Origin of the sequence: Nocardia sp. NPDC058519, assembly GCF_042719755.1 — a bacterium.
In the GTDB taxonomy this organism is placed as follows: Bacteria; Actinomycetota; Actinomycetes; order Mycobacteriales; family Mycobacteriaceae; genus Nocardia.
Genome location: NZ_JBHXNK010000001.1, coordinates 292,567 through 317,972, shown reverse-complemented (window position 1 = coordinate 317,972; position 25,406 = coordinate 292,567). Strand labels below are relative to the sequence as shown.

23 protein-coding genes are annotated in these 25,406 nt (G+C 68.7%); 14 read left to right on the top strand and 9 right to left on the bottom strand.

The window, feature by feature from the left end:
- The first annotated feature begins 5 nt into the window (after positions 1–5).
- Both ACFWPK_RS01480 and ACFWPK_RS01475 read left to right on the top strand, forming a co-directional pair.
- Positions 6–350 (top strand): hypothetical protein, encoded by a 345-nt coding sequence (locus ACFWPK_RS01480; protein WP_378912550.1) that lies wholly within the window; start codon positions 6–8, stop codon positions 348–350.
- A 70-nt stretch (positions 351–420) separates the two neighbouring features.
- Positions 421–936, top strand: coding sequence for a GNAT family N-acetyltransferase (locus ACFWPK_RS01475; protein ID WP_378912549.1), 516 nt, complete (start codon positions 421–423; stop codon positions 934–936).
- A gap of 5 nt (positions 937–941) precedes the next feature.
- On the opposite strand, the gene ACFWPK_RS01470 is transcribed toward ACFWPK_RS01475, so the two are convergent.
- The gene (locus tag ACFWPK_RS01470; RefSeq protein WP_378912548.1) at positions 942–1,592 is read right to left on the bottom strand and encodes an amino acid-binding protein; all 651 of its coding nucleotides are present in this window, start codon (positions 1,590–1,592) and stop codon (positions 942–944) included.
- 234 nt (positions 1,593–1,826) lie between these two features.
- Between ACFWPK_RS01470 and gatC the strand changes: the two genes are divergently transcribed.
- Positions 1,827–2,123, top strand: a complete 297-nt coding sequence (gene gatC / locus ACFWPK_RS01465; RefSeq protein WP_378912547.1) for an Asp-tRNA(Asn)/Glu-tRNA(Gln) amidotransferase subunit GatC — start codon at positions 1,827–1,829, stop codon at positions 2,121–2,123.
- Positions 2,120–3,607: an Asp-tRNA(Asn)/Glu-tRNA(Gln) amidotransferase subunit GatA gene (gene gatA / locus ACFWPK_RS01460; protein ID WP_378912546.1), complete on the top strand. Its 1,488-nt coding sequence runs from the start codon at positions 2,120–2,122 to the stop codon at positions 3,605–3,607. The genes gatC and gatA overlap by 4 nt, the downstream gene beginning before the upstream one ends.
- A 60-nt stretch (positions 3,608–3,667) precedes the next feature.
- Here the strand turns inward: gatA and ACFWPK_RS01455 are convergent, their stop codons facing one another.
- On the bottom strand, positions 3,668–4,099 hold the full coding sequence (locus ACFWPK_RS01455) for an SRPBCC family protein (RefSeq protein ID WP_378912545.1): 432 nt from the start codon (positions 4,097–4,099) through the stop codon (positions 3,668–3,670).
- A 40-nt stretch (positions 4,100–4,139) separates the two neighbouring features.
- On the bottom strand, positions 4,140–4,910 hold the full coding sequence (locus ACFWPK_RS01450) for a hypothetical protein (RefSeq protein WP_378912544.1): 771 nt from the start codon (positions 4,908–4,910) through the stop codon (positions 4,140–4,142).
- Positions 4,911–5,077: 167 nt separating this feature from the next.
- Here ACFWPK_RS01450 and ACFWPK_RS01445 point away from each other — a divergent pair, with 167 nt between their 5' ends.
- Both ACFWPK_RS01445 and ACFWPK_RS01440 read left to right on the top strand, forming a co-directional pair.
- Positions 5,078–6,241 carry a sensor histidine kinase gene (locus ACFWPK_RS01445; protein WP_378912543.1) on the top strand — a complete coding sequence of 388 codons (1,164 nt, stop codon included), beginning with the start codon at positions 5,078–5,080 and terminating at the stop codon, positions 6,239–6,241.
- Between the two features lie 9 nt (positions 6,242–6,250).
- Positions 6,251–6,916, top strand: a complete 666-nt coding sequence (locus ACFWPK_RS01440; RefSeq protein ID WP_378912542.1) for a response regulator — start codon at positions 6,251–6,253, stop codon at positions 6,914–6,916.
- Positions 6,917–6,926: 10 nt separating this feature from the next.
- On the opposite strand, the gene ACFWPK_RS01435 is transcribed toward ACFWPK_RS01440, so the two are convergent.
- Positions 6,927–7,823 carry a hypothetical protein gene (locus ACFWPK_RS01435; protein ID WP_378912541.1) on the bottom strand — a complete coding sequence of 299 codons (897 nt, stop codon included), beginning with the start codon at positions 7,821–7,823 and terminating at the stop codon, positions 6,927–6,929.
- 155 nt (positions 7,824–7,978) lie between these two features.
- Between ACFWPK_RS01435 and ACFWPK_RS01430 the strand changes: the two genes are divergently transcribed.
- Positions 7,979–10,495: a protein kinase gene (locus tag ACFWPK_RS01430; RefSeq protein ID WP_378912540.1), complete on the top strand. Its 2,517-nt coding sequence runs from the start codon at positions 7,979–7,981 to the stop codon at positions 10,493–10,495.
- A gap of 132 nt (positions 10,496–10,627) precedes the next feature.
- Here the strand turns inward: ACFWPK_RS01430 and ACFWPK_RS01425 are convergent, their stop codons facing one another.
- From ACFWPK_RS01425 to ACFWPK_RS01415, 3 genes are read right to left on the bottom strand one after another with little or no spacing between them, the layout of a single operon-like run.
- On the bottom strand, positions 10,628–13,120 hold the full coding sequence (locus ACFWPK_RS01425) for an ABC transporter permease (protein ID WP_378912538.1): 2,493 nt from the start codon (positions 13,118–13,120) through the stop codon (positions 10,628–10,630).
- On the bottom strand, positions 13,117–13,839 hold the full coding sequence (locus ACFWPK_RS01420; protein WP_378912537.1) for an ABC transporter ATP-binding protein: 723 nt from the start codon (positions 13,837–13,839) through the stop codon (positions 13,117–13,119). Before ACFWPK_RS01420 ends, ACFWPK_RS01425 begins: the two co-directional genes overlap by 4 nt.
- Positions 13,840–13,866: 27 nt before the next feature.
- Positions 13,867–14,190 (bottom strand): hypothetical protein, encoded by a 324-nt coding sequence (locus ACFWPK_RS01415; RefSeq protein WP_378912536.1) that lies wholly within the window; start codon positions 14,188–14,190, stop codon positions 13,867–13,869.
- 156 nt (positions 14,191–14,346) lie between these two features.
- On the opposite strand from ACFWPK_RS01415, the gene ACFWPK_RS01410 reads away from it, so the two are divergent.
- The 3 genes from ACFWPK_RS01410 (at position 14,347) to ACFWPK_RS01400 (ending at position 19,189) form a co-directional block, all read left to right on the top strand.
- On the top strand, positions 14,347–15,660 hold the full coding sequence (locus tag ACFWPK_RS01410; protein ID WP_378912535.1) for a sensor histidine kinase: 1,314 nt from the start codon (positions 14,347–14,349) through the stop codon (positions 15,658–15,660).
- Positions 15,657–16,346: a response regulator gene (locus ACFWPK_RS01405; RefSeq protein ID WP_378912534.1), complete on the top strand. Its 690-nt coding sequence runs from the start codon at positions 15,657–15,659 to the stop codon at positions 16,344–16,346. The genes ACFWPK_RS01410 and ACFWPK_RS01405 overlap by 4 nt, the downstream gene beginning before the upstream one ends.
- Before the next feature lie 101 nt (positions 16,347–16,447).
- Positions 16,448–19,189 (top strand): protein kinase, encoded by a 2,742-nt coding sequence (locus ACFWPK_RS01400; RefSeq protein WP_378912533.1) that lies wholly within the window; start codon positions 16,448–16,450, stop codon positions 19,187–19,189.
- A gap of 40 nt (positions 19,190–19,229) precedes the next feature.
- Here ACFWPK_RS01400 and ACFWPK_RS01395 read toward each other — a convergent pair whose 3' ends face one another.
- Entirely contained in the window at positions 19,230–19,730 is a 501-nt protein-coding gene (locus tag ACFWPK_RS01395) for an NADPH-dependent FMN reductase (RefSeq protein WP_378912532.1), read from the bottom strand.
- Between the two features lie 21 nt (positions 19,731–19,751).
- The gene (locus ACFWPK_RS01390) at positions 19,752–22,073 is read right to left on the bottom strand and encodes an FdhF/YdeP family oxidoreductase (protein ID WP_378912531.1); all 2,322 of its coding nucleotides are present in this window, start codon (positions 22,071–22,073) and stop codon (positions 19,752–19,754) included.
- A 295-nt stretch (positions 22,074–22,368) separates the two neighbouring features.
- Between ACFWPK_RS01390 and ACFWPK_RS01385 the strand changes: the two genes are divergently transcribed.
- The 4 genes from ACFWPK_RS01385 to fdhD are packed head-to-tail and all read left to right on the top strand — an operon-like array spanning position 22,369 to position 25,384.
- Complete coding sequence (locus ACFWPK_RS01385) at positions 22,369–23,448, top strand: FUSC family protein (protein ID WP_378912530.1); 1,080 nt, start codon at positions 22,369–22,371, stop codon at positions 23,446–23,448.
- Complete coding sequence (locus tag ACFWPK_RS01380) at positions 23,441–23,611, top strand: hypothetical protein (protein ID WP_378912529.1); 171 nt, start codon at positions 23,441–23,443, stop codon at positions 23,609–23,611. Before ACFWPK_RS01385 ends, ACFWPK_RS01380 begins: the two co-directional genes overlap by 8 nt.
- Positions 23,612–23,623: 12 nt before the next feature.
- Positions 23,624–24,526 carry a LysR family transcriptional regulator gene (locus tag ACFWPK_RS01375; RefSeq protein ID WP_378912528.1) on the top strand — a complete coding sequence of 301 codons (903 nt, stop codon included), beginning with the start codon at positions 23,624–23,626 and terminating at the stop codon, positions 24,524–24,526.
- 48 nt (positions 24,527–24,574) lie between these two features.
- Positions 24,575–25,384, top strand: a complete 810-nt coding sequence (fdhD, locus tag ACFWPK_RS01370; RefSeq protein ID WP_378912526.1) for a formate dehydrogenase accessory sulfurtransferase FdhD — start codon at positions 24,575–24,577, stop codon at positions 25,382–25,384.
- Positions 25,385–25,406 lie beyond the last annotated feature (22 nt).

The following is a 25,406-nucleotide window of genomic DNA, read 5'->3' as shown; positions in this document are numbered from 1 at the left end:
GGCTCATGCTCGAAGTGGTGATGGCGGCAGCGCTGGTGACGATGCTGGCGGTGACGATCGGTGCCGTTGTCGCCGGACGGACCGGCCGGGGTAGGGCGAACCTGGAGCACGGGTCGCTCTATGTGACCGGTGTCAGCCCGCTGCCCGCGATGATCGGTGAGCACTATGTGACGATCACCGGCACCGTCACCGGCCCCTCGATCGCCGGCAAGGTGGTCTATCGCCGCTTCGCCTGGGATGCCGCGCACTGGCCCGCCCCCGGCGACCACCTCGCCATCGCCTACCCACCCCACAACCCCGACGACTGGCACGCCGAGCACCCGGGCCTGCGCCCCTACCTGGGCTCCTGAGCGACCTCACCGGCCTCCCCAGGCATGGGTGAGTCGGAGCTCACAAGCGTCCGAATGGGATCATTTCGGGATGCACGGCACTGACGACCAGACCACCGGACTTCTGATCCGCCCCGCTCACCCCGACGAATACGACGCGATCGCCGGGCTGACCGTCGATGTGTACGTGGGCGACGGCTACGTCCCCGACGGCGACGATTACGTTCGGGAACTCGCCGACGTCGCCCACCGGGCGGCCGATGCCGAGGTCCTCGTCGCCGTGCACGACGGGCTGGTTGTCGGCTCGCTCACTGTCGCGAAGCCCGGCACGCGCTATGCGGAGATCGCCCAGCCCGGTGAACTCGAGTTCCGCATGCTCGCGGTGTCGAAGCAGGCGCGCGGACTCGGTGTGGGCACCGAACTGGTTCGCGCCGTCATCGACGAGGCGAAATCAGGCGACTTCGAAGCGGTCGCGCTCACCACCATGTTCTCGATGGTCGACGCGCACCGGATCTATGAGCGGCTCGGCTTCGTCGGTGTCCCCGAACGTGATTGGGCCACCCACGACGGGCTGCAGCTGTTCGTCATGCGGCTCGCGCTGCGCTGACCCGATCAGTTCAGCACGGTGGCGACGATGCCGGCGAGGTAGCCGAGCCGTGCCACTTCCGACGGGCGGAAGTCGGGCCCACCGGGGCGGCCGAGAAGCAGCGCCCTGCCGGTGTTGCCCAGCGGTGCGGCGGCGAGTTTGGTGTCCATGTCGCGCCAGATCTCCGGCACCCAGTCGGCGTCGCCGTCGAGCCACATCGGCTTCTCGATGGGCATCCACGGCGCCGAACCAGCTTGTGTCTCAGGGGCACTCGGGCTGCCGACGATGCGGTAGGCGCCCGCGGGGCCGATGCCGATGATCGTGGACCAGCCGACGCGAAGCACGCGGGGGCAGCCGTCGACGAGCACCTGGAGGCGGTCGTCGCGGGCGCTGGCGACCTGATCGATCAGTTCGAGCTCGCGGTGGGTGTCGAGCACGCCGGAGTAGGGGCGAATGGAGTCGACGTGTACATCGCGCACCGATTCCGCGGCGGTGATGAGGGTGTCCGGCAGTGCGCCGGTGGGGACTTCGACGACGAGATCGTCGATCGCGAAGCCGGCGCCGCGTTCCACGACATCGAGCGAGAGAATGTCCGCGCCGACCCCGCCGAGAGCGAGTGCGAGGGAGCCGAGGCTTCCCGGTCGATCCGGAAGTTGCACGCGGAGCAGGTATGACACGTGCGTTCCTTTCCTTGCCGGCCGGGGTTGTTCGAGACGAATACCCGGTGAAGCAATACTTACACCCCTGAACGCGGGTTCTCGACCCGAAGTATGACCCCACCGGCGCGACATGCGCGAACTTTCGTGCGAGGCGGGTGCGTCCGGCGTGCGGGGGCGGGCGCGTCGAAACCAGTAGAGGTCGCCAATTAGGCTGTACCGATACTGCCCACCGAAGCCGAAAGGGGTCCCGCGGTGCCCGCAATCTCCCGCGACGAGGTCGCTCACCTCGCCCGGCTGTCCCGGCTGGCGTTGACCGACGCCGAACTCGACCAGTTCGCCGGTCAGCTGGATTCGATCCTCAGCCACGTGCAGACCATCACCGAGGTCGCCGCCGACGTCCCCGCCACCGCGTCGCCGAACCCGACGACCAATGTGACCAGGCCCGATGCGGTCACACCCGGCCTCACCCCCGAGCAGGCGCTGGACCAGGCGCCCGCCGTGGAAGAACAGCGTTTCCTGGTTCCGCAGATCTTGGGAGAGGGCGAATGACGGAGTTGACCCAGCTGTCGGCGAGCGAGCTGGCGGCCAAGATCCACGGCGGCGAGGTGTCCTCCACCGAGGTCACCCAGGCGCATCTGGATCGCATCGGCAAGGTCGACGGTGAGCTCAACGCCTTCCTGCACATCGCGGGTGACCAAGCCCTCGCCGCCGCCGCCGTGGTCGACGCCGCGCTCGCCGCGGGCGAAACCCCCGCCTCGTCGCTGGCGGGAGTTCCGTTGGCGCTCAAGGACGTTTTCACCACCACCGACATGCCGACCACCTGCGCCTCGAAGATTCTCGAGGGCTGGATGTCGCCGTACGATGCGACGGTCACCTCCCGGCTGCGCGCCGCGGGCATCCCGATTCTCGGCAAGACCAACATGGACGAGTTCGCGATGGGCTCCTCCACCGAGAACTCCGCTTACGGTCCGACCCGCAACCCGTGGGACACCACCCGCATCCCCGGTGGTTCCGGTGGTGGTTCGGCGGCGGCGCTCGCCTCGTTCCAGGCGCCCCTTGCCATCGGCACCGATACCGGTGGCTCTATTCGTCAGCCCGCCGCGGTCACCGCGACGGTCGGCGTGAAGCCCACCTACGGCACCGTTTCCCGCTACGGACTGATCGCGTGCGCGTCGTCGCTGGATCAGGGTGGTCCGTGTGGTCGCACCGTGCTCGACACCGCGCTGCTGCACGAGGTGATCGCCGGGCACGACCCGCGCGACTCCACCTCGCGCAATGTGCCGGTGGCGCCCGTCGTCGAGGCCGCCAAGCAGGGTGCCAACGGTGACCTGACCGGCGTGCGCGTCGGCGTGGTGCGCGAATTGCATTCCGACAGTTACCAATCCGGCGTGCTGGCCTCCTTCGACGCCGCGGTCGCGGTGCTGAAGGAACTGGGCGCCGAGGTGATCGAGGTGTCGTGCCCGAGCTTCGAGTACGCGCTGTCCTCGTACTACCTGGTGATGCCGTCGGAGGTGTCGTCGAACCTGGCGCGCTTCGACGCCATGCGCTACGGCCTGCGCGTCGGTGACGACGGCAGCCACAGCGCCGACCAGGTGATGTCGCTGACCCGTGAGGCCGGTTTCGGACCGGAGGTCAAGCGCCGCATCATGATCGGCACCTACGCGCTGTCGGCGGGCTACTACGACGCCTACTACGGTCAGGCGCTGAAGGTCCGCACGATGATCGCGCGCGACTTCGACGCCGCCTACGAAAAGGTCGACGTGCTGGTCTCGCCGACCAGCCCGTTCACCCCGTGGAAGCTGGGCGAGAAGGTCGACGACCCGCTGGCCATGTACCTGTCGGACCTGTGCACCCTGCCGACCAACCTGGCGGGCCACCCCGGCATGTCGGTGCCCTCGGGTCTGTCGGCCGACGACAACCTGCCGGTGGGTCTGCAGATCATGGCGCCGGCGTTGGCCGACGACCGCCTGTACCGGGTTGGCGCTGCCTACGAAGCGGCGCGTGGCGCGCTGCCGAGCCCGAGCGGCGTCTGAGAGATCTCAACCGAGCGGGGCGTGCCGGTTCGAAAGAACCTGGCACGCCCCGCTTTTCGGTTACGCGGTCGCGCGGCGGCCGACGCCCGCTGTCATCGCGGCGAAGCCAGAGCGCAGATGCTTGCCCAGTGCCAAGGCCACCACCGGGCTGAACCAGCCGGCGAGGGTGAACCGGGACTCGTAGCGGCACCGGTCGGGGCCGAGGGGTACGACGGTGTGTGAGCGCAGGCTGTGCAGGGTGCCGAGGGGTACCGGCGACATCGAGTAGCTGAACTCGACACCCGGGGTGTGGGTGCGGATCCATTCGCGCTGTGGGCGGCGGTTGTTGCCCAGTTTTACCTTCATGTCGATGGCCGAGCCCGGTTCCAGGGTGCTCGACGCTTCGTAGCAGAAGGTGTTCCACTCGCCGTAGCGTTCGAAATCTGTGAGCACCTCCCACACCTTCGCGGCAGGGGCGTCGATTTCGATCGTTTCGTCGATGACTAGAGCCATGTGTGAAAACTAGGACATGTTCTAGTTTTCGGCAACCGGATCACGCCAACCGGCGACGTACCTTGCGCAGCGCGTCGATGATCACGGCCGAGGCCGCCGTCACCGCGAACAGGCCGAGAACCGTGCGTGCGAGCGGCCAGAGGTTGGGGCGGTCGGCCGGGTCGGTCTGGGCGAAGACGTTCTCGACCACCGGTGCGCCGTACTCCTGGCGGCGCGAGTTCACGTCCACGGCGGTGAACGCGATATCGGCCATCACGGCGCAGCGGGCGCGGGAGAACTCGTCGTCGCGCAGCTCGCAGGCCGCGTGGATACGCCGGTTCAGCGCCGCGTCCACCGAGCGGCGGGCCCACCCGCCCAGCGGTTCGTCGACCCGCTCGGCGTAGCGCAGCACGTCGTAGCCCAGGTCGTGGGCCCTGCAGGCGGGCTCGAACTCGGCGGGCAGCGTCACCGGCGAGGAACAGCCGCCGTTCGGGTTCACCAGCAGGCCTTCCTGCGGCGCGGGGTCGTAGCCGAACTTGTAGCCGAAGTCGCGCGGGATCAGCGAAGTCGCGTCGGGGCTGTCGTCGGTGAGCGCCCGCACCGCGGCGGCGGCCACCACGTTCTCGGTGGCTTCCGGCGTGGTGCCACCCATGGCGCCCGGTGCCGACATGACCACCGCCGCTGCCATGGCCAGTCCGGCCGTGCACAGGGCGACGCCGCTACGACGGCGGTGCTGCCCGGCGGGGGCAGGAGCGGGGGCCGGCTCGGAGGCGGCGGTATCTGCGGTACGGGCCACAACAGCGGCGGGTACCGGGCGAAGCGGGGTGTTCATGGCCTCCGACGGTAAGGAGCGGGTCTCGCGGCGGACATCCCGCTGCGGACTTGTTTATCGGGGCGCACGGGTGGCAGACCCGGCGCCGGGGTCACACCAGGGTAGGGGGTCGTATTCGGTTCGTGGGTATGAGGTCCGCTGACCGGACGGTTCGTAGGCTCACTGTCATGACCGCACCACTGCCCCCTGCCGCGCGACGAGTACCCGCGCGCACCTGGTTCGACTTCGCAACGGTGCTGGTCGCGCTGATTTTGTACAGCATCGCGTGGCCCACGCTGTTCGTGACCCACGAGGTGTCGCCGGTCACCGCGCCGCTGCTGTCGGCACTGGCGGCCTTCCCGATTCTGTTCGTGCGGGTCAACCCGGCGATGGGCTGGGCGATCTCCGCGGGCGCCGCGCTGCTGTTCTCGATCGGCCTGCAGCCGGGTGCGGACAACGATCTGCCCTTCCAGGTCGTGCACATCATCGTGCTGTTCGTGCTGCTGTTCGCGGTGGCGGTACGGGCCTCGGTGCCGATCGTGGTCGTCGCCTGGGCGGCCACCTCGATGCTGTTCGCCACGACCATGCCCGGCTCGGATACCGGTCCGCTGTGGGGCTGGGCGATGGGGTTCGGCGCGCTGGCCCTGTTCGGCTATCTCGTGCGGATCCTGCTGGCCTCGCGGCGCAAGCTCGAGCGGCAGGAAGAGGTGACCGAACTCGAGCGGGCGCGGCGGGCGATCCTCGAGGAGAAGGCGCGGATCGCCCGTGACCTGCACGATGTGGTCGCTCACCACATGTCGATGGTGGTGGTGCAGGCGCAGACCGCGCCGTACCGGATCACCGACCTCGACCCGGCCTCGCGGGCCGAATTCGAATCCATCGGCGCCACCGCCCGCACCGCGCTCAACGAGATCCGGGGCCTGCTCGGGGTGTTGCGCAGTGACGGCCAGCTGCCCGAACACGCGCCGCAGCCGCGCGCCGCCGACGTGCCCGCGCTGTGCGCGTCGGCCCTGCGCGCGGGTCTGCCGGTCGACTGGACGGTGACCGGGGATCTGGATTCGGTGCCTGAGACGACCGGGCTGGTCGTCTATCGGGTGGTGCAGGAATCGATGGCCAACTGCGCGCGGCACGCACCGGGTGCGGCGGTGCAGGTGGCGGTGGCGGTCGACCCCGGCGAGGTGAGCGTGACCGTGCACAACGCCGCGACCGCCACGGTGCCGCAACCCGGTGCGGGCGGTGGGCACGGCATCGACGGCATGCGCACTCGCGTTGTCGCGGTCGGCGGTGAACTCCACGCGGGGCCCACACTCACCGGCGGATTCGAGGTCTCGGTGAAACTGCCCACCCACTAGGGTGGTTGGGTGGCTATTACCGTTTTGATCGCCGACGACCAGGCGATGGTGCGCCAGGGTTTCGGCGCCCTGCTGGGTGCGCAGACCGATATCAGCGTCGTCGGCGACGCACCCGACGGCAAGGTGGCGGTGGCCGAGGCCAAGCGGCTGCGTCCCGATGTGGTGCTGATGGATGTGCGGATGCCGGAGATGAACGGGCTCGACGCCGCCCGCGCGATCCTGACCGCGAATTTCGATCCGCCGGTGCGGGTGCTCATGCTCACCACCTTCGACATCGACGACTACGTCTACGAGGCACTGAGCATCGGTGCCAGCGGGTTCCTGCTCAAGGACGCGCCCGCCGAGGAATTGGTGCGCGCGGTACGGGTGGTCGCCGACGGTCAGGCGCTGCTCGCGCCGACCATCACCCGCAGACTCATCGCCGACGTCACCCGCAGGCGCAATACGGTTCGCGCCGCCCCGGCGCCCGCGCTCGGCACACTCACCCCGCGCGAACGCGAGGTGCTCGAACTGGTGGCCAAGGGGTTGTCGAACACCGAGATCGCCGCGGCGCTGTTCGTGGCCGAGCAGACCGTGAAAACCCATGTCTCCAAGGTGTTCTCGAAGCTCGGGCTGCGCGACCGCGCCCAGGCGGTGGTCCTGGCGTATGAATCCGGCCTGGTCGTTCCCGGCTGAGCCGGTGCGCTCAGCGCGGGCAGACCCCGCCGCGCAGTTCCGGCAGGTGCCGGGCCAGCAGCAGCGCCAACCGGTCGAGCAGCGCGGTGGTGTCGTCGAACGACCCCGAATCGGCTTGTGCCGCAAGGGCTACCGCGAGCTGACCGCTGCCGACGGGCACCAGTCCGAACTGGCGCACGGTGTAGACCCCGGTGACGTCGTCGGGGCCCCAGCCGCCTTTGAACTCGGTGTCGTCGAGCAGGCCAAGACCCCAGCCCTGTTCCTCGGTGATCTCGCCCATCAGCGAGGTGACGACCTCGGCCTGCGGCAGGCAGGGCAGCCGCGACGCGAACCGCACCTGGTTGGCCAGCGACCACACGGTGCCACCGAAGGCGGTGCCGTCGAGTTCGGTGCGGGTGCCCGCCTTTCCGGTGGCCGTGTCGCCCGCCTCGTCGAGGATCTGCTGCACGGCGTCGGCGGCTTCCGGTGCGTCACCGAGGGATTCCCACAGGCCCTCGGCGGCGTCGTTGTCCGACACCGTGATCGCGGCCTGCGCCATCTCGAAGATCGACTGGTCCTGATCGTGGCGCAACGCGGCGACGGCGAGCGGGATCTTGATCGTGGACCAGGCGATGCCGGTGTCCCAGTCGCCGTAGATCGTCATCCGGCCGCCGCCGACCGGCATCAAGGCCATGCCGACCTGGCCGGGCAGCTTCGATTGCAGCTGGGTGAACTCCGCGGCCAGCGAATCGGGCAGCACGATGGACAGTCCCGGATGCCAGGCGTCTTCGCTGTTCACGGTGACCGTGGGCGCGCTCACCGCCGTCGGGGTGCCTGGCGTGGTACACGAGGTGGACAGCGCTGCGGTTGCCAGCACTCCACCGAGCAGCAGCCTGCGACAGGCAGCCGCCTTTCCGGTCGACTTCACCACCGAATCCTCCCCACCACCCAGTGCGCGTGTGCTTCGGCGGTGCAAACTTCTCGTCGAGCGCGTCCGGACGCTACCGGACGACTGTTAGCAAGTTTCACCGATTTTCGGCGAGAATTCGAATGAGCGTGGTCACACGGTCGGAAGGGGGTCACATGCACGACATCGGTGAGGTGTTCGCCGGGTTCACCATCGAGGCGATGTTGGGCCAGGGCGGCATGGGCACGGTGTATCTGGCCCGGCATCCGCGCCTGGATCGGCTGACCGCGCTCAAGCTGCTCAATCGGGACCTGTTCGCCGACGAGCGAGTTCGCGCGCGGTTCGAACGGGAGGCCGATCTGGCCGCCGGGCTCGACCATCCCGGCATCGTCACCGTCTACGATCGGGGGACCGAGGGCGAACAACTCTGGATCAGCATGCAGTACGTCGACGGGATCGACGCCGCGACCGTCGACCCGATGGCATTGCCGCCCGAGCGGGCCGTGCAGATCATCGAAGGGGTGGCCGACGCACTGGATTACGCGCACGGCAGGGGAGTGCTGCACCGCGATGTGAAGCCCGCCAATATCTTGCTGGCCCGCTCCACCGGTGGCCAGGGCGAGCGAGTCTTCCTCACCGACTTCGGCATCGCCCGCCTGCGCGCCGACTCCACCCATCTCACCCAGCAGGGAATGTTCACCGCGACACTGGCTTACGCGTCGCCGGAACAGATGACCGGCGCCGAACTCGACCATCGCTCCGACCAGTACTCGCTGGCCTGTTCGCTGTACTGGTTGTTCACGGGGTTGGCCCCCTTCGACTCCGCCGACCCGAACGAGATCATCCGCGGCACCCTCTATGCGCCGCCGCCACCCTTGGCGCTGCGCCGCGCGGGTCTGCCGCCGATCATGGATGCTGTTCTCGCCGCGGCGATGGCGAAACACCCTGCGGCGCGGTTTGATTCGTGCGTCGCGTTCGCCAAGGCCGCACGTCAGGCACTGACCTCGAAGACGCCCCCTGTCCTGCCGCGTCCACCCGCTAACCCGCCGGGCTTCTACCCGCCTGCCCCGCAGCCCGGACCGGCCGCGCCCTTCCCGCAACCCGGTATGGCGCCCCCTGGCTACCAGGTCCCGCCCATGCAGCCTGCGCCACAACCCAATTGGCAGCCGCCGCCCCGTCCGCCAGCTGCCGCCCCTCCTGCTGCGGGCCAGCGACCGATCGCGCCGCACCAGGCCGCCGGTCCCGTTGCCGCACAGCCGAACGCGGTACCGGCGCCACCTCCTGGTGATGTCGGACTACCGTCCAGCCAGATATCTCTCGACAAGCCTGCGTCGTCCGCAGTGGAGCGATCCCACGGCGGTGAGGCGATCGGCGGCGACCTCGGCCCTGGATCCGCGGGCTCCGGCAGTGGAAGTCCGGCTGCTTACGGCGATGTTCCGGCGGAGGTATCCGCCACTGCGGCAACAGATGTCGTGTCGATGCCTGATGCGGGCGAACTGGATGCGGCGAACTCGGCGGCCCTGACCAAGGTGACATCGATCGCTGGACCATCGAACGCGGCCCCAGCGGGGCCGGTGTCGCCGGAGGGGGCCGCAGGGCAGTCCAGCCGAGCGGGACAGCCCGGTAACGCAGCGCAGAGCAATGCGGGGCAGCCGGGCAGAGCCGCCCAGCCGGGCAATGTGGGGCAGCCGGGCAGTGCCGCTCAGCCGGGCAATGTGAGTCAGCCGGGCAGTGCCGCTCAGTCGGGCAATGTGGGGCAGCCGGGCAGTGCCGCTCAGTCGGGCAGCGTGGGTCAGCCAGGCCGTGTGGGTCAGCCAGGCAGTGTGGGGCAGCCGGGTGGCGCAGGGCCGCACGCCGACGCGAGTCGGCCGGTTGCGGCGGGGCAGCCCGGTGGCACGGTCGTGCCCGGCGGCCCGGTCATGCCGGGTAGTGCGGGTCAGCAGCCCGGTGCGGTGCGGCCGGGGCAGCGGGGGCCCTGGATGGTGCCGAATCGGGGGTATTGGCCGGTACCGCGACGGGTTTCGGGGATGCAGCGGTTCGGATGGGTGCTGTTGGTCGCGCTTGTTCTGGTGTTGGTGGCGTTGGTTGTCGCCTTGGTTGTCGTGGTCTTGCCGGGGGATGACGAAGGCGATCTCGACGCGGAAGGTGGCGCGAAGGTGCCGTCGAGTTCGGTTGCGGAGGCGGAGGATTCGTTCGCGAGTAGTCGGCGGGTTTTTCCGACACTGGTTCCGCAGGGGGAGATGAGTGATGGGATGGGGTATCGGGGGGCGCGGTGTGTGGGGGTGCGCAATGTCAGCGAGTTGGCCTGGAAAGAGCCTGCGTTGCAGTGGACTCCGATCACTACGGGGTGGCAGTGCGAGCGGGCCGAGAATCAGGCGGGAGCGGTGAGCTACCTGGTGCTGGAGTACGCGAACGAGGACCAGGCGCGGTCGGTGTTGGAGGCGCTACCCGCGACGGTTCGCTATGCGGGGGACAAGGACGGCGTGCCGTTCTCGTTGCAGCGGTGGGTGGTTCAGGATCCGGCGAGCACTCGCACGCAGACCGCGCATCAGGTATTGAGCTTCCCCGATGACTCGGATCGCGCGAATTACCTTGTCGTGGTGAGCCGTCGGGGCAGCAGCGGTACCAGCGGAGCCCCACACCCCTCGGCCCAGGACGAGGTCATCGCGTGGTGGGAAGAAGTCCCCCTCTGACTGACTCATGACCTTGCGGCATCCGCCTCCCTCCGCAGAGGGCGTCACCACGTCGGCCCGCCTGCGACTGCTTCAGGCGCTTGTCGGCTCCGCGGCGCCGGGCAGAGGTGCCTGACGCCGCAGAGACCAACTTCAGTCCACGGCCAGCGCCGCCACGATCGGCATCCTGGCCGCACGCAAGGCAGGCGGGATCGATCCCAGCAGTGCCAGGCCGAGCGCCACCGCACCGTAGACCGCGATCAGCGGGCTCGGGCGGTAGACGATGTCGATGGTCATCGCGTGGCCGATCGCTACGGTGGCCAGGTACTGCACCGCGATGCCGACGACGAGACCGATTGCCGCGCCGATGAATCCGATGCCCGCCGCTTCGGCCAGCACCGAGCGCAGGAGGAACTTGCGGTTGGTGCCCATGGCGCGCAGCACCCCCAGCTCCCTGCGTCGCTCCAGGACCGACAGCATCAGGGTGTTCAGCAATGCCACCGTCGCCACCAGCACGACGATCCACAGGATCATGTTGCTCATCGCCGCACCCTGCTCGACGCTCGAGGAGATCGCGTCGACCATGTCGGCACCGGTGTCGACATGGATCTCCTGGGGGACCATCGCGCGAACCGCGGCCCGCACCGCGTCGGGGTCGGCGCCGGGCACGTACTGGATCGACAGGATCGTCTCACCGGGCCGCTGATACCACTCCCGCATCTGGTCGAGGTTCATCATCACCACACCGGAGACCGCGGTGAAGTACGGAATCACCTGCAGTACTGTGGTTTTCCGCTCACCGGAGGGGGTGGGCATGGTGATCTCGTCGCCGACGGCGAGCGAGAGCGAACGGGCAACGTCGCGGGTGATGACAACGCCTTCGCGCCGCTCCATCTGATCGATCACCGCCGGGGCCACCGCGCCGAGGCGGGTGTCGGAGGTGCTCGGCGGATAACCCTGCAACATCACCCGGCCGCTGCCGATGGTCGCGAAGGCCATCTGGGCGGGGTTCACCTGTTCGACACCGGGCACGGCCGCGACCCGGTCGGCCAAACCGGGGGGCAGCACGGGGCCGGTCGGGAACTGTTCGACGGGGCTCGGGCTCACGTAGAGGTCGGTGTCGCCGAGACTCTGGAACGAATCGGTCGCCGACTTCACCATGTTGCCCGCCGCGCCACCGAGGGCGACCACCGCCGCGACCCCGATCATCACCGTCATCGCGGTAGCCCACACGCGGCGCGGCGCGCGTTCCAGCGTCGTCGCCCCGAGCGCGCCCGGCGCACCGAACCAGCGCGAGATCGCCGCGGACCCACGCACGATCGGTCCGGTGGCGGCGAAACACAGGAACACTGTCGCGGTGAACGACATCGTGATCGCGGCCAGCGACAGCCTGCCGAGGTCGAGGAAGGCGATGACGACCGCCGCCGCACCGAGGAACAGGCCACCGGCCAGCGCGACCCACCGCAGAACCGAACCGGTCGACGCGGCATCACTGGCCTCCACGGGCGCCAGCGCCTCGACCGGGGCGACCTTGTACACCTGGCGCGCGGCGATCGACGCCGCCAGCACCGTCGCCACCACGCACGCGGAGATCGCCACGGGCACCGCGTAGTTCGGTACCTGGAACTCGGTCCGCGCCTCGACCGACTGCACGATCGCGGCGGGTAGCCTGCCGATCGCGAACCGCCCCATCAGCGCACCGATTCCCGCACCGATCGCCCCACCGATCAGCCCGAGCATCGCCGCCTCGACGAGCAGATCGCGCACCATCGGCGCGCGCTTGCCGCCGATCGCCCGCAACAGCGACAGCGTCGGCCTGCGTTGCGCCACCGCCATACTCATCGCGTTGTAGATCAGGAAGGCCGACACGATCAACGCCGCCGCCGACGACATCAGCGTGGAATACCGCATGATCTGGATCGCGCCACCGGCCTGCGCGGTGCGCAGACTTGGTTCGGCGACCACGGCACGCCCGTCCACCGCTTCGGTGAGCGCGGTGCGCAGCGCGGCCACATCGGTGCCGGGTTCCACCACGATCTGCACCGAATCGAGCTTGCCGACCCGGTCGGTGAGCAATTGGATCAGCGGCAGCGGACCGGCCACCACGTGGCCGCTGTTGAGCCGGTCGGTCGCCTCGGAGTCGAGGACGGCGGCCACCTTGGCCGTGCCTGCCCCGATCGGCACCGGGTCACCCTCGCGCAGGCCCATGGCCGCGCCGACCAGCACGCCGCGCTCGGTGCCGAGCAGCTTGGTGGTGTACTGCGACATCGGGCCGGCCAGATCGCTACCGAGTGCGCCGATCGTCTGATCGGCCCCGATCAGCAGTGCCCGATCAGGACCTGCCCCCAGCGTCGCGCGCAGCATCGGCACCGCCGTCGCCACCCCTGGCGTCGCGGTGATCCGGGGTAGCAGAGACTGTTCGAATCCCGCGTCGGTGATCCCGGTGATCTCGAGTTCGGCGGTGCCTGCCAGGCCCTTGGTGAGTTTGTCGACCGACCCGGTGACCGAGCCGGAAATACTCAGCACCGCCACGATCAACGCCGCCGAAACCCCCATCACCGCCCCCGACAACAGGGTGCGGCCCGGATGGCGGAGCAGTTCGCCGACATTGAACAGCCGCAGTCGGTCCCATGCCGCGGCGATCATGCGTCGACTCGCGCGGTGGCCAGCTCATCGGCGCCGATCCGGCCGTCGCGCAATGTGATCACCCGGTCGCAGTAGTCGATCGAACTCATGTCGTGAGTCACCATCACGACCGAATTGCCTTGCGCGGTGATGTCACCGAGCAGGGCGAGGATCGCGGCACCGGTCTTGGAGTCGAGGTTGCCGGTCGGCTCGTCGGCCAGGATCAGTGGCGGGTCCATGATCAGGGCCCGCGCCACCGCCACGCGCTGCATCTGTCCACCGGACAGTTCCGCGGGCCGATGCTGTGCCCGATCGCCGAGGCCGACGAGGTCGAGCAATTCCAGGGCGCGCGGCTTCGCCTTGCGTAATCCGGTGCCGTCCAGCAATTTCGGGACGGCCACGTTCTCCCACGCCGACAAAGTCGGCAGCAGGTTGAAGAACTGGAAGACGAAGCCGACCTGTTCGAGCCGGAACGCGGCCTGCTTGTCTTCATCGAGATCGCCGATCTCGGCGCCGCGGAAGCGGATCGAGCCCTCGTCGGGACGGTCGAGCGCGCCGAGCAGGTGCAGCAGGGTGCTCTTACCCGAACCGGACGGGCCGATGATCGAGGTGAACTGGCCCGCCTCGATGCGCATGCTCACCTCGTCGAGCGCGCGTACTTCCTGATCGCCGACGCGATACTGCTTGACCACCCGGGTCAACTCCAGCATCGGCTGCTGTGGCGATTCGATGTCGGGCATATCTTGTCCCCCAGGGAGTTTCGGGTATCAGCGTGCGAGAGCGCGGTCGCGGGTAGTCTGCCCGATCGCCCGGCGTGCGTCGAGAAGCGCACGCAGGCCCGGTTGTTCGGCGGCCAGCTCGAGATAGGCCTCCATCGGGGTGAGGCCGTCGATCTCGGCGAGCTCGAGTTTGACGTGTAGATGGTTGTCCCAGCGGTTGGCCAGCGCCTGCAGCAGGCCCTCGACGCCCCCGAAGAGCCTGTCGAGGTCGGCGATACCGGCGAACAGCGCTGGGTCGTTCGGGTCGATCGCGGCCCTGGCGAGCACGGTGTGCACGATCTCGGTGCGGTGGTGTAGGTCGGTCCAGGTCATGGGCTTCACCTTCCGTGAGCGGGTGAACCAAACGCTACGGGCGGTGAAAGGCCGAATCGTCGTGCCGGGGACCCGACTTCTCCTCCTACCGCGGTAGGAGATCGGTACCGTTCGCGGGACGATGCTCGGCCGGTAGGTGGCGACTAGCCTTACATCATGGATGTGAGCCACGCCATCCCCGTGAACGCGCCGGGCCGGCCGAGCCTGCGGCAGCGGTTCGCGGCCAGGGCCGGGGTGCCACGTCTGCTCACCACGGTCCGCGAACGCATCGAATCGTTGCCCTACGACTATCCACCCGCGGTGATCCTCGCCGCTGACATCGCACTGCTGGTGGTCACCGGCGCGGCGGTGATCCAGCGGCATTCCTACTTCCCGAGCCCGCTGCCGTTGCTGGCCATGGCCACCGCGTTCCTGCCGATACCGCTGTTCGCGATTTTTCACGTGAACCCGCACCCCATCCTGTTGAAGGGGTCCGCTCTACTGTCCTGCGGCTTGTTCCTCCTACAGCCGGTCACCGCCGACTTCGCGCCGTTCGTGCTGGTGATCGTCGCCGGGGAGGTGGCCGCGGTCGCTTCGCGCGGGTGGACGATCGGATTCACCCTGCTCGCCATTCTCGAACTGGTCGCGTTCGACCTCGCCGGGCACCTGAAGTGGGGTGAGCAGCCGCTGGAAGGGCTGCCGATGTACGTCATCGGTGTCCTGCTCGGCATGTTCGTCGGGGTATTGCTGCAGTACCAGCGGCGATTCCTGTATCAAGAACGCGAGAATCAGGCGATCCGCTCCGGTCAGGCCGCCGACGAGGAACGGCGCCGGATCGCGCGCGAAGTCCACGATGTGATCGCCCATTCGCTCTCGATCACCCTGCTGCACCTGACCGCCGCCCGGCGCGCACTGCAGACCGACGACGACCCCACCGAGGCGGTGGAAGCGCTCGTCGAGGCCGAACGCCTCGGCCGCCAGGCGATGGCCGACATCCGGCGCACCGTCGGCATGCTCGACGCGGGCCCGGCCCAGCTGACGCCCGAGCCGTCCGCCGCCGACATCGACGAGCTCGTCGGCGACTTCCGCCGCGCCGGGCTCACCGTCGACTACACGCGCACCGGCGAGCTGTCCACCGTTACCGGCGCCATCGGCCACGCGCTCTACCGGATCGGCCAGGAATCGCTGGCCAATGTCATCAAGCACGCGCCGGGCACCGCCGCCACGGTCCGCCTCGATGTCACCGCCGAGGCCGCGATGCTGGTCGTGTCGAATCCGCTTCCGCTCGGTATCGCGCCCCGCCGCGACACCGGGATGGGACTGCGTGGCATGCGTAAACGCACCGAACTGCTCGGTGGGAAGATCACCGCGGGCAACGGCGACGACGGCTGGACGGTGCGGGTCGGCTTCCCGCTGCGAACGGGCCCGTGCGTCGCCATCGCGACGATGCTGCCGGGCAAGCTCTGGAACAAACCCCAGGAGGACACGTGACGACCGCTTCGCCGATCGAGCAGCTGGTGACAGTGCTCGTGGTCGACGATCAGGAACTCGTGCGCGGTGGCCTGCGCCGAATCCTGCGCCGCCGCGACGGCTTCACCATCAACGAGTGCGCCGACGGAGACGAGGTCGCCGCCGCGATCGCCACCCAACGGCCCGATGTGGTGCTGATGGATCTGCGCATGAAGCGGGTCGGCGGCATAGATGCGACCAGGTTGCTGCGTGCCCGTCCCGACGCTCCGCCGGTTCTCGTGCTCACCACCTTCGACGACGATCAGCTGCTCTCCGGGGCGCTGCGCGCGGGCGCCGCGGGGTTTCTGCTCAAGGACTCGCCCGCGGAGGATCTGATCCGCGCGGTCCGCACCGTGGCAGGCGGTGGCGCGTGGCTCGACCCCTCGGTGACGGGACGGGTACTCACGGCTTACCGAACAGTGAAACCGGTCGGTACCCGAACCGATCGCCGACTCGGCGAACTCACCGCCCGCGAGTACGAAGTGCTCGAATTGATCGGCTCGGGCCGGGTCAACAGCGAGATCGCCGCCGAACTCGGTATCTCGGAAGTAACGGTGAAAAGCCACGTCGGACACATATTCGGCAAGCTGGACCTGCGCGACCGAGCCGCCGCGATCGTGTTCGCGTTTGACCACGGCGTAGTGACACCGGGAGAATCTTCCTACTGAGAAGCAGGTCCGGCGGACCTGCCAGAAGTGGGAGGCGGACGCCGGTGCACGCACCTGGGTCACGGGCGGGGACCAGATTCGGTCCGTACGAGTTGCGGTCGATGCTGGGCAAAGGCGGGATGGGCGAGGTCTACGAGGCCTACGACACCGGCAAAGATCGAGTGGTCGCCCTGAAGTTGCTGGCGCAGGAGCTGGCCCAGGACCCGGCCTACCAGGTCCGGTTCCGCCGGGAATCCCAAGCCGCGGCCAAGCTGGCCGAACCGCACGTCATCCCGATCCACGACTGGGGTGTGATCGACGGAGTCCTCTTCATCGACATGCGCTTGGTGCCCGGCGCCGATCTGCGGACGGTGCTGCGCGGGGGCGGGCCGATGAGCCCGGAACGCGCGGTCGCTGTCGTCGAGCAGATCGCCGCGGCGCTGGACGCCGCCCACGCGGGTGGTCTGGTGCATCGCGATGTGAAGCCCGCCAACATCCTGGTCACGCCCGCCGATTTCGCCTACCTCGCCGACTTCGGCATCGCCCACACCGAGGGTGACAGCGCGGTGACCCAAGCCGGGATGGCCGTGGGCTCCTACATCTACATGGCGCCGGAACGCTTCGATGTCGGCCCGATCTCGCACCGCGCCGACGTCTACTCGCTGGCCTGCGTGCTGCACGAGTGCCTCACCGGCGCTTCGCCTTTCCCGGCCGCGAGCATGAGCGTGCTGGTCCGCGCGCACCTGTCCGAGGCACCGCCACGTCCGAGTGAGTTACTGCACGGGATACCCGGCGCACTCGACGATGTCATCGGGACCGGCATGGCCAAGGACCCGTCCGATCGATACGCGTCGGCCGGTGCGCTGGCTGTCGCCGCTCGCCGAGCACTGGCCTCGGCCGTGCGGGACGGCGGCGCGCCCCTGCCCGCACCATCGGATGCTTTCGCGTCCTACACCGGTGCCCGTCGCGACCCCGGTGGCCATGATGTGACTCCAGGTTCTTCCCCCGGTGCCACGCTCCGTGGGCCCGCTGGTTCGCCGGCCGGTGGTCCGGGCTCCGCGCCTGCGCCAGGGCGCGGGTTCGCCGCGGCAGCCGGGTTCGCCGCCGGTGTGGGACGTGGCGCCGCCGGGGCGCCGGCCGGGGTTCCCGCTGATCCCGAGCGCGCAGTGCCCGCGGAACCCGAACACGTCGAGCAGGTGCCGACGCCGACGGGGGAGTTCCGCGTGATCGGCGCGGTGACCGCGACCGGTGGCGTCGAGACGTCGCGCAGCCAGTCGACCGCGACCGGTGCCCAGCCGACATTGATCATCCGCCCACCCGAGGCGCGCTCCGGGGCAACCGACACCACCGGTTTCCGCCGCATCCCCGCGGAGGGCTCCGGCGAGATCTCGATCCCCGCGGTGATCCAGCCGACCGGCCCCGCCGAGATCCGGGCCGCCGACACCCACTTCACGCCTCTCCCGTCGACCGACGAGCCGGAAGCACCCGAGCCGCCACCGGCCTACACCCCTGACCAGGGTCTCCCGCGGATGCGCCCCTTCCCCGACGCGCACCTCTACGACGGTGCGCAGCCGGGCGAAACATCGGCTCCGCTCCCGCAGCCACCGCGCCCCGGCTCGGCTACCCCCTACCCGGCGCCGACCGGCCCGCACCTACTGCCCCCTCAGCAATACGGCCAGGACCCCCACCGGGCAGCCGCTACCCAGCGCTACACCGGCGAACACCCCATCCCGGCCGCGTACTCCCCGCCGACGGAGCAATACAACGCCCCGCCATCGAACCCCAACCCCCGCTTCCCCACTCCCGCACCGGAATTCGGCGCACCCCGCCCGAACCAGCCCGCCCCCTTCGCGGCGCCGACGCAGAAGTTCGGTGACGACCGCGCGAACCCGGCCGATCGGTCCGGAGTCCCGACGCAATGGTTCGGTGACGAGGACAACGGCCCGGAAGGGCGGGTCGACCCCCAACGTTTCGCCGCCACCCAGCATTACGGCGGTGCGCCCGATGATCAGTTCAGTCCGCCGACCGAGCAGTACGACCCTGCCGAGGTGCAACGGTCGGCGCCGACCCAGCATTACGGTGGGAGTCACGCCGACGAACCGGATCCGCAGCGCTCGCAGCCGACTCACCAATATCGCGGTGGCGCCGCACCGTTCGGTGCGCATCAAGCCCCGCCGGAGTTCGACGATCCGGCGCGGGCGGCCGCGACCCGGCAGTACGTGGGTCAGGAGAACGCGTACTCCAACTACGACGAACCGCCCAGCGACTACGGTGACCACGCCTACCGGGATCCGGCCTACGATCCCGGCTACGGTCCTGATCCCGCCTATGGTCCCGACCCGGCCTACGGTCCCGATCCAGCCTGGGCGCACCAGGATTCGGGCCGCAGGCGATCGGTCCTGCTGCCGGTCCTGGTCGGTGTCCTCGCCGTGGTGGTACTCGCGGTCGGTGGCGCGATCGGCTGGCGCATGATGTCGGCCGCCGAGCCCGAACAAACCGCCACGGCCGCACCGATTTCGCAAGCACCGGGTGGTTCCGGTCAACCCGCGGGCACCACCCCGCGCGCGACCACCGCCGCTCCCACCACCACCTCGGCCGGACCGGTCACCCTGCCGGTCGGCGCACAGCCCTGCGAATCCGGTTCCGCCACCGGCGCTTACAGCAAAGTCGCCGTCGGCAGCGCCGTCACCAGCTGTGGCTTCGCCGAGGCGGTCCGGGAGGCCTACGCGGGTGGCGGCACCGGTGCGCGCCCAGTGGTGGCGACCAGCCCGGTGACCGGGCGCACCTACACGATGACGTGCGCCCCGGAGGGCAAACTCGTCACCTGCACCGGTGGCGAGAACGCCGTGGTCTACGTCTACTGACCGAACGGTCGCGGCCCCGGTTTCGGGGCCGCGAACAACCTCAGTGCGCCGAAGCGACCGCGATCATCGTGTCCCCGAGCCGGTTCATCGTGTCCGGATCACTCCACGATCCGGTGATCGACACACCGTCGGCCACCACATCGGCGCCCGCCTTGCGTAATCGATCCGCCAGGTCCTGATTGATCACCTCGCCGGGACCCACCGTGATCACCGCGACCGGTTTGCCCCCGACGGTCGGTGCCGATTCCGGCGTGGCCAGCCAGGCGATCACGCTCGCCGCGAGCGTCGGCACGCTCGCGCCCTCGGCCGCGAACAGCAGCACACCGTCGGCTTCCAGCGTGGAGCGACGCAGCTGGTTGGCGATCAGCGGACGTCCGTCCTCGGTGTCGATCGCGGCACTGTAGGTGGGCAGGGTGTCGAGCTCGGCCAGACTCACCACGTCGATATTGTTGCGGATCGCCACCCGCTGGGCCTCGATCGCCAGCTGTTGGGAGGCGGAGTTCTCACCGGGTTCGGCGACCAGTGCGAGCAGATATGACATCGGGCATCCTTTCTCCTCGGGTCAACTCGACGGTGTGACAGTCACTTTCACGCTCTTCATCATCGGCTGATCGCTCTCGGTGCTGTAGTCGCCGATCGCGCACAGCACATTCATCTCCGGCATGTACCCGGCCGCGCAGCCCGCCGGAATGTCGTAGGAGACGGCCTTGTATCGGTAGAGCGATCGCGTCGACCCGTCCCTGGAGGTGCTGGTGATATCGACCTCGTCGAACTCCCGCAAACCGCGTTCGCGCATATCGCCGGTGTTCATGAAGATCAGCGTGCGCAGGTTCTTCACGCCGCGATAGCGATCGTTGTTGGTGTAGATGGTGGTGTTCCACTGGTCATGCGAACGCTGTGTCGCCAGGGTGAGCACCCCGGGTGGGTTGGTGGTGTCGGGCAGTGTCGCCGTGGAGAACTCCGCCTTGGCCGACGGGGTGAGGAAGATCAGCTCACGCGCGGGCTGACGGATCCGGAAGCCGAGCCCGAGCCGCACCCGCCGGTTGTAGTCCTCGAAACCGTCGAGGACCTTCGACATGGTGTCGCGGATGCGGTCGTAGTCCTCGACGTAGTAGTCCCACGGCGTCTTCGTCTCGGGCAGTGCGGCTTTGGCGATACCGGCCAGGATCGCGGGCTCCGACAGCAGATGCGGCGACGCGGGCTTCTTCATGCCCTTGGACAGGTGCACCACGGCCATGCCGTTCTCCATCGAGATCACCTGCGGGCCGCTGCGCTGATGATCGTGTTCGGTACGCGCGAGGCAGGGCAGGATCAGCGCGCGTCTGCCGTGCACGACGTGGCTGCGGTTGAGCTTGGTGGAGACCATGACGGTGAACTCGGCCTTCCGGAACGCCTCGAAGGTGTAGGCGCTGTCGGGCGCGGCCTGGACGAGGTTGCCGCCCATGCTCATGAAGAACTTCAGCTTGCCCTGCTGCATCGCCTCGATGGCGGCGACCACGTCGTAGCCGTTGGCGCGCGGCACCTCGATCTCGCACACTTTGGCCAGCCGGTCGAGGAATTCGGCGGGCGGATTGTTGGCGATGCCGCACGTCCGGTTGCCCTGCACATTGCTGTGTCCGCGCACCGGCGACGGGCCCGCGCCTTCGCGACCGAGGTTGCCCCGCAGAAGAAGTAGATTCACGATCTCGCGGATCGTCTCCACGCCGTGCTCGTGCTGGGTGATGCCGAGACACCAGCTGATGATGCTGCGGTCGGCGTCGCAGTAGATCCGGGCGGCCTTGCGGACCTGCGCCTCACTCAGTCCCGACTGGGTCTGGATATCGGCCCAGGTGGTCGCCGCCACCTCGCGCACGTAGTCGTCGAAGCCTGCGGTGTAGCGCTCGATGAACTCATGGTCGAGGGCCTTCTCGTCGGTCTCGGACTCTTCGAGGACGGCCTTGGCCATGCCGCGGATCAGCGCGAAGTCGCCGCCGATGCGCACCTGCAGATCGAGGGTGCCGGTCTTGGTGGGGTGGAAGGTGGCCATCGCGAGGAAGTCGTGCGGGATGATCGTGTTGCGCGAGCCCGCTTCGATCATGGGATTGACGTGCACCACCTGGGCGCCGCGCTGATAGGCCTCGGCGAGCGCGGTCAGCATGCGCGGTGCGTTCGAGGCGACATTGAGGCCCATGACGAACAGGGCGTCGGCCTTGTCCCAGTCCTCCAGGTCGCAGGTGCCCTTGCCCGTGCCGAGCGAGGCCTGCAGAGCGCGGCCGCTGGCTTCGTGACACATATTGGAACAGTCGGGCAGATTGTTGGTGCCGTATTCGCGCACCATCAGCTGGTAGAGGAACGTGGCCTCGTTGGCGAGCCGGCCGGAGGTGTAGAACGCGGCCTCGTTCGGGTCGGACAGTTCGCGTAGCGCCTTGCCCGCCATTTCGAACGCGTCGGCCCAGCTGATCGGCACGTAGTGGTCGGTCTCGGGGTCGTACACCATCGGCTCGGTGAGCCTGCCCTGGTCTTCGAGATCGAAGGAACTCCAGGTGGCCAGCTCGGTCACGGTGTGCTGGGCGAAGAATTCGGGAGTGCACCGCTTGTGCGTCATTTCCCACGTGACGTGCTTGATGCCGTTCTCACACACGTCGAGTGCCAGGCCGTCGGTCGCGTCGGGCCAGGCACAGCCAGGGCAGTCGAAGCCGCGCTCCTGATGGTTCATCTTCAGGATGGCCTTGGTGCCGATGAACGGCTCGTGCTCCTTGCCGACCATGAATTTCCCGACCGCGATCGCCGCGCCCCAGCCCGCTGCCGGGTGATGGTAGGGCTTGGCTTTCGGCACGGCCGCCCGGTCGGCTGCTCCGCTCGGACCTCGATCGGGATCCCAGGTGTTGTACGGACCGTCAGCCATGCCAAATCTTCCCTTCGCGTGAATGCGGATCGAGAAAGATACGAGCCCTGTCCAGTGTCTCGCTCGATTCTGTACCGTCGAGATCGCTCCGGGCGTAACTCACTGTCGTCGTGTCGCTCGGCCGGGTCCGAGATCGGTTTCCGACCGGTCGATCGGTCGCGGTTATCACCGCCGCTGAAGCGCCCTTTCCGCCGGTGCGACCAGGATCACCGCAGGTTGACGGCGTGCGCGCGGCTCGTGCACCCTGAATCATCGGCCCTACGGGCACGTCCCGCGACCGACTTCGGAGGAACCATTGCGCACCACGAGAACCTGGTCGCGCCAGATTTGTCGACGGTTCGTCACCGAGATCGATCACCTGCCCGCCGCCCGCGTTTTCGTCGGGCTGGCGATCCCCGGCCTCGTGTTGATCGGGGTGGGACGCACCGATCTGCTCATCTACGCCGTCTTCGGTTCCTTCACCGGGATGTACGGGTTCGCGGAATCGGCGCGGCAACGCTTGATCCACCAGAGCGAAGCGGCGGTGATGCTGGTCGGCGCTGTCGGCGCGGGCATTCTGCTCGCCCGCGCGCACTCCCATCCCGCGGTGCTGGTGTCCGCGGTCGCGGTGTTCGCGGCGGTGGCCTCACCGATCACCGACCGGCTCGGCTTGCGGCCGGAAGGCCCGTTCTTCGGGATCTTCGCGTTCGGCGCGATCGCGATGGTGGCCGGTGCCCAGCACGATCCGGTTCTGGCGCTGCTGCTGTGCTCCGGCACCGCCGCGCTGTGCGTGCTGGTCGGCTATCTCGAGTCGACGCGGCGGGATCGGCGTGCCGGACTGTGTGCGCTGCGCGTGCCGATCGCACCGCACCGAACCGGGCGGGTGTCGTCCGTGCAGGCGGGACGCTATGCGCTGGCGATCTCGATCTCCGGCGGGATCGGGCTCCTGTTGGGCGTGGGCCATGCCAATTGGGCGATGGCGGCCGCCGCGGTTCCCCTGGCCGCTGCCAGTTCCCGTGACCGGATCACCCGTGGCATGCATCGGGTCGTCGGCACCTTCATCGGACTCGCGGTCACCGCGCCGCTACTGATCCCGGGCCCGAGCGCGGCGATGCTGGGGCTGGCGATCATCGCGCTGCTCTACCCGACCGAGTTGTTCATGGCGCGGCACTACGCGGTGGCGCTCGGCTTCTTCACCCCGCTGATCATGTCGATGACCGAACTGGCCGATCCGGCCGATCCGCTCACCATGCTCACCGAACGCGGGATCGACACGGTGCTCGGTGTCGCGGTGGGAATCGCTGTCGCCCTGCTCATCCGCGAACCCGCTACTCCCGAGGTGCCCGCCTTCGAGACGCCGGTATGCGAAACGTTGCATACTGGCGGGCATGGCTGACGACAACGAGTGGTACTACTGCCTCGAGCACCACAAGGCCGAACAGGGCAAGACCTGCTGGTACGGCGACCGGATGGGCCCCTACCCGGACCAGGCCACCGCCGAGAGGGCACTCGAGATCGCGAAGGCGCGCAACAAAGCGGCCGACGACGAGGACGACTGACCAGACGCCTGAATGCTGTTCCGTCAGCTCGAATACTTCGTCGCCCTCGCCCGGGAACGTCATTTCGCCCGGGCGGCGCAGGCCTGTTACGTGTCGCAGCCCGCGCTGTCGGAGGCGATCCGCAAACTCGAACACGAACTCGGCGTGCCGCTGGTCCGCCGCGCGCGCACGTTCGAGGGACTCACCCCCGAGGGCGAGCGGCTGGTGCTGTGGGCCAGGCGGATCATCGCCGACCGCGAGGCGCTCGAGCACGAGGTCCGCGCGCTGCGGACCGGCCTCACCGGCGAGCTGCGGATCGGGGTGGTGCCCGCGGCGTCGAGCACCGTCGCCCTGCTCACCGACCCTTTCTGCACCGAACACCCGTTGCTGCGGGTTCGGGTCGAGACGAGTCTGCGGTCCCTCGACATCATCGAACGGATCCGCCGATTCGAACTCGACGCGGGCATCGTCTACGTGCAGGGTGTCGACACGTCGGGGCTCACCCTCACCCCGCTGTACACCGAACGCCACGTCCTCGTGGTGGGCGCCGCGCTGGTCGCGAGCCGTGCGGCGATCTCCTGGGCCGATGCGCTGGAACTACCGATGTGCCTGCTGCCGAAGGGAATGCGCGGTCGCCAGCTGATCGACGACGCGCTGGCGACGCGGGGCCTCACCGCGACCCCGCAACTGGAGAGCGACTCGGTGGCTACGCTGCTCGAGCACGCCCGCACCGGGCGATGGGCATGCATCGTGCCGCAACCGTGGGTCGCGGCGTTGGGACCCACCGCGGACATTCGCGTTCTCGAACTCACCGACCCGGCCGTCACCGCGCAGATCACGCTGGTCACCGCGGCGATCGAACCGGGGTCGGTCCTCACCACCGCGCTCATCGGTACCGCGCGCGCCACCGACTTCACGGTCGCGCCGATCAGCTGATCGGTAAGCCGTGTTGATCAGAACCTTCACAGTGAGCAGAGTCATGGGATGAGCAGAGTCACCGCACGGCGCAAGACGACCCGCCTTTCCCCGGCCGGGCGGATCCAGCGACCCGACACGCTCGCCGTCGAGGAGCCGCTCGAAATCCGGGTCGACGGCCGATCGCTCACCGTCACGATGCGCACGCCAGGCAACGACATCGACCTCGTCCACGGCTTCCTGTTCGGCGAGGACATCATCGGTTCGGCCGACGACATCGTCACCGCCCGCTACTGCGCGGGCACCGACAGCGAAGGCCACAACACCTACAACGTCCTCGACCTGCGCCTACGCAATCCGGTACCGATCCACACCCGCAATTTCCTCACCACGGGTGGCTGCGGCCTCTGCGGCAAGACCGCCCTCGACGACGTCCGCACCCACAGTCGCTTCCCGATCCCGCACGAATCCGTGTCGGTCAGGACCGACACCCTTTCCGACCTGCCGAAACAGCTGCGCGCCGGACAGAAGCTGTTCGAGGCCACCGGCGGCCTGCACGCGGCGGGCCTGTTCACCACCGACGGCACCTTGGTCGCCCTGCGTGAGGACATCGGCAGGCACAACGCCGTCGACAAGGTGATCGGCTGGGCGGTGCGCGAGAACCGGGTACCCGCGCACGATCTGGTGCTTGTCGTGAGCAGTCGCGCGTCGTTCGAACTGGTGCAGAAGGCGGTGATGGCCGGTATCCCGATCCTGGCCGCGGTGTCGGCGCCCAGCGCCCTCGCCGTCGACCTGGCCGCGGAGTCCGATCTCACACTGGTCGGGTTCCTGCGCAGCGAGACGATGAACATCTACACCGGCGAACACCGGCTGACCTGAGGGTTGACCACTCGAAGTGGGC

What these genes read in the sequence shown, in the direction of transcription:
- ACFWPK_RS01480 (WP_378912550.1), top strand. Translation starts at nt 6, where the DNA reads ATGCTCGAAGTGGTGATGGCGGCAGCGCTGGTGACGATGCTGGCGGTG.
- ACFWPK_RS01475 (WP_378912549.1), top strand. Translation starts at nt 421, where the DNA reads ATGCACGGCACTGACGACCAGACCACCGGACTTCTGATCCGCCCCGCT.
- gatA (WP_378912546.1), top strand. Translation starts at nt 2,120, where the DNA reads ATGACGGAGTTGACCCAGCTGTCGGCGAGCGAGCTGGCGGCCAAGATC.
- ACFWPK_RS01455 (WP_378912545.1), bottom strand. Translation starts at nt 4,099, where the DNA reads ATGGCTCTAGTCATCGACGAAACGATCGAAATCGACGCCCCTGCCGCG.
- ACFWPK_RS01450 (WP_378912544.1), bottom strand. Translation starts at nt 4,910, where the DNA reads ATGAACACCCCGCTTCGCCCGGTACCCGCCGCTGTTGTGGCCCGTACC.
- ACFWPK_RS01445 (WP_378912543.1), top strand. Translation starts at nt 5,078, where the DNA reads ATGACCGCACCACTGCCCCCTGCCGCGCGACGAGTACCCGCGCGCACC.
- ACFWPK_RS01430 (WP_378912540.1), top strand. Translation starts at nt 7,979, where the DNA reads ATGCACGACATCGGTGAGGTGTTCGCCGGGTTCACCATCGAGGCGATG.
- ACFWPK_RS01425 (WP_378912538.1), bottom strand. Translation starts at nt 13,120, where the DNA reads ATGATCGCCGCGGCATGGGACCGACTGCGGCTGTTCAATGTCGGCGAA.
- ACFWPK_RS01420 (WP_378912537.1), bottom strand. Translation starts at nt 13,839, where the DNA reads ATGCCCGACATCGAATCGCCACAGCAGCCGATGCTGGAGTTGACCCGG.
- ACFWPK_RS01415 (WP_378912536.1), bottom strand. Translation starts at nt 14,190, where the DNA reads ATGACCTGGACCGACCTACACCACCGCACCGAGATCGTGCACACCGTG.
- ACFWPK_RS01410 (WP_378912535.1), top strand. Translation starts at nt 14,347, where the DNA reads ATGGATGTGAGCCACGCCATCCCCGTGAACGCGCCGGGCCGGCCGAGC.
- ACFWPK_RS01400 (WP_378912533.1), top strand. Translation starts at nt 16,448, where the DNA reads ATGCTGGGCAAAGGCGGGATGGGCGAGGTCTACGAGGCCTACGACACC.
- ACFWPK_RS01395 (WP_378912532.1), bottom strand. Translation starts at nt 19,730, where the DNA reads ATGTCATATCTGCTCGCACTGGTCGCCGAACCCGGTGAGAACTCCGCC.
- ACFWPK_RS01390 (WP_378912531.1), bottom strand. Translation starts at nt 22,073, where the DNA reads ATGGCTGACGGTCCGTACAACACCTGGGATCCCGATCGAGGTCCGAGC.
- ACFWPK_RS01380 (WP_378912529.1), top strand. Translation starts at nt 23,441, where the DNA reads ATGGCTGACGACAACGAGTGGTACTACTGCCTCGAGCACCACAAGGCC.
- ACFWPK_RS01375 (WP_378912528.1), top strand. Translation starts at nt 23,624, where the DNA reads ATGCTGTTCCGTCAGCTCGAATACTTCGTCGCCCTCGCCCGGGAACGT.
- fdhD (WP_378912526.1), top strand. Translation starts at nt 24,575, where the DNA reads ATGAGCAGAGTCACCGCACGGCGCAAGACGACCCGCCTTTCCCCGGCC.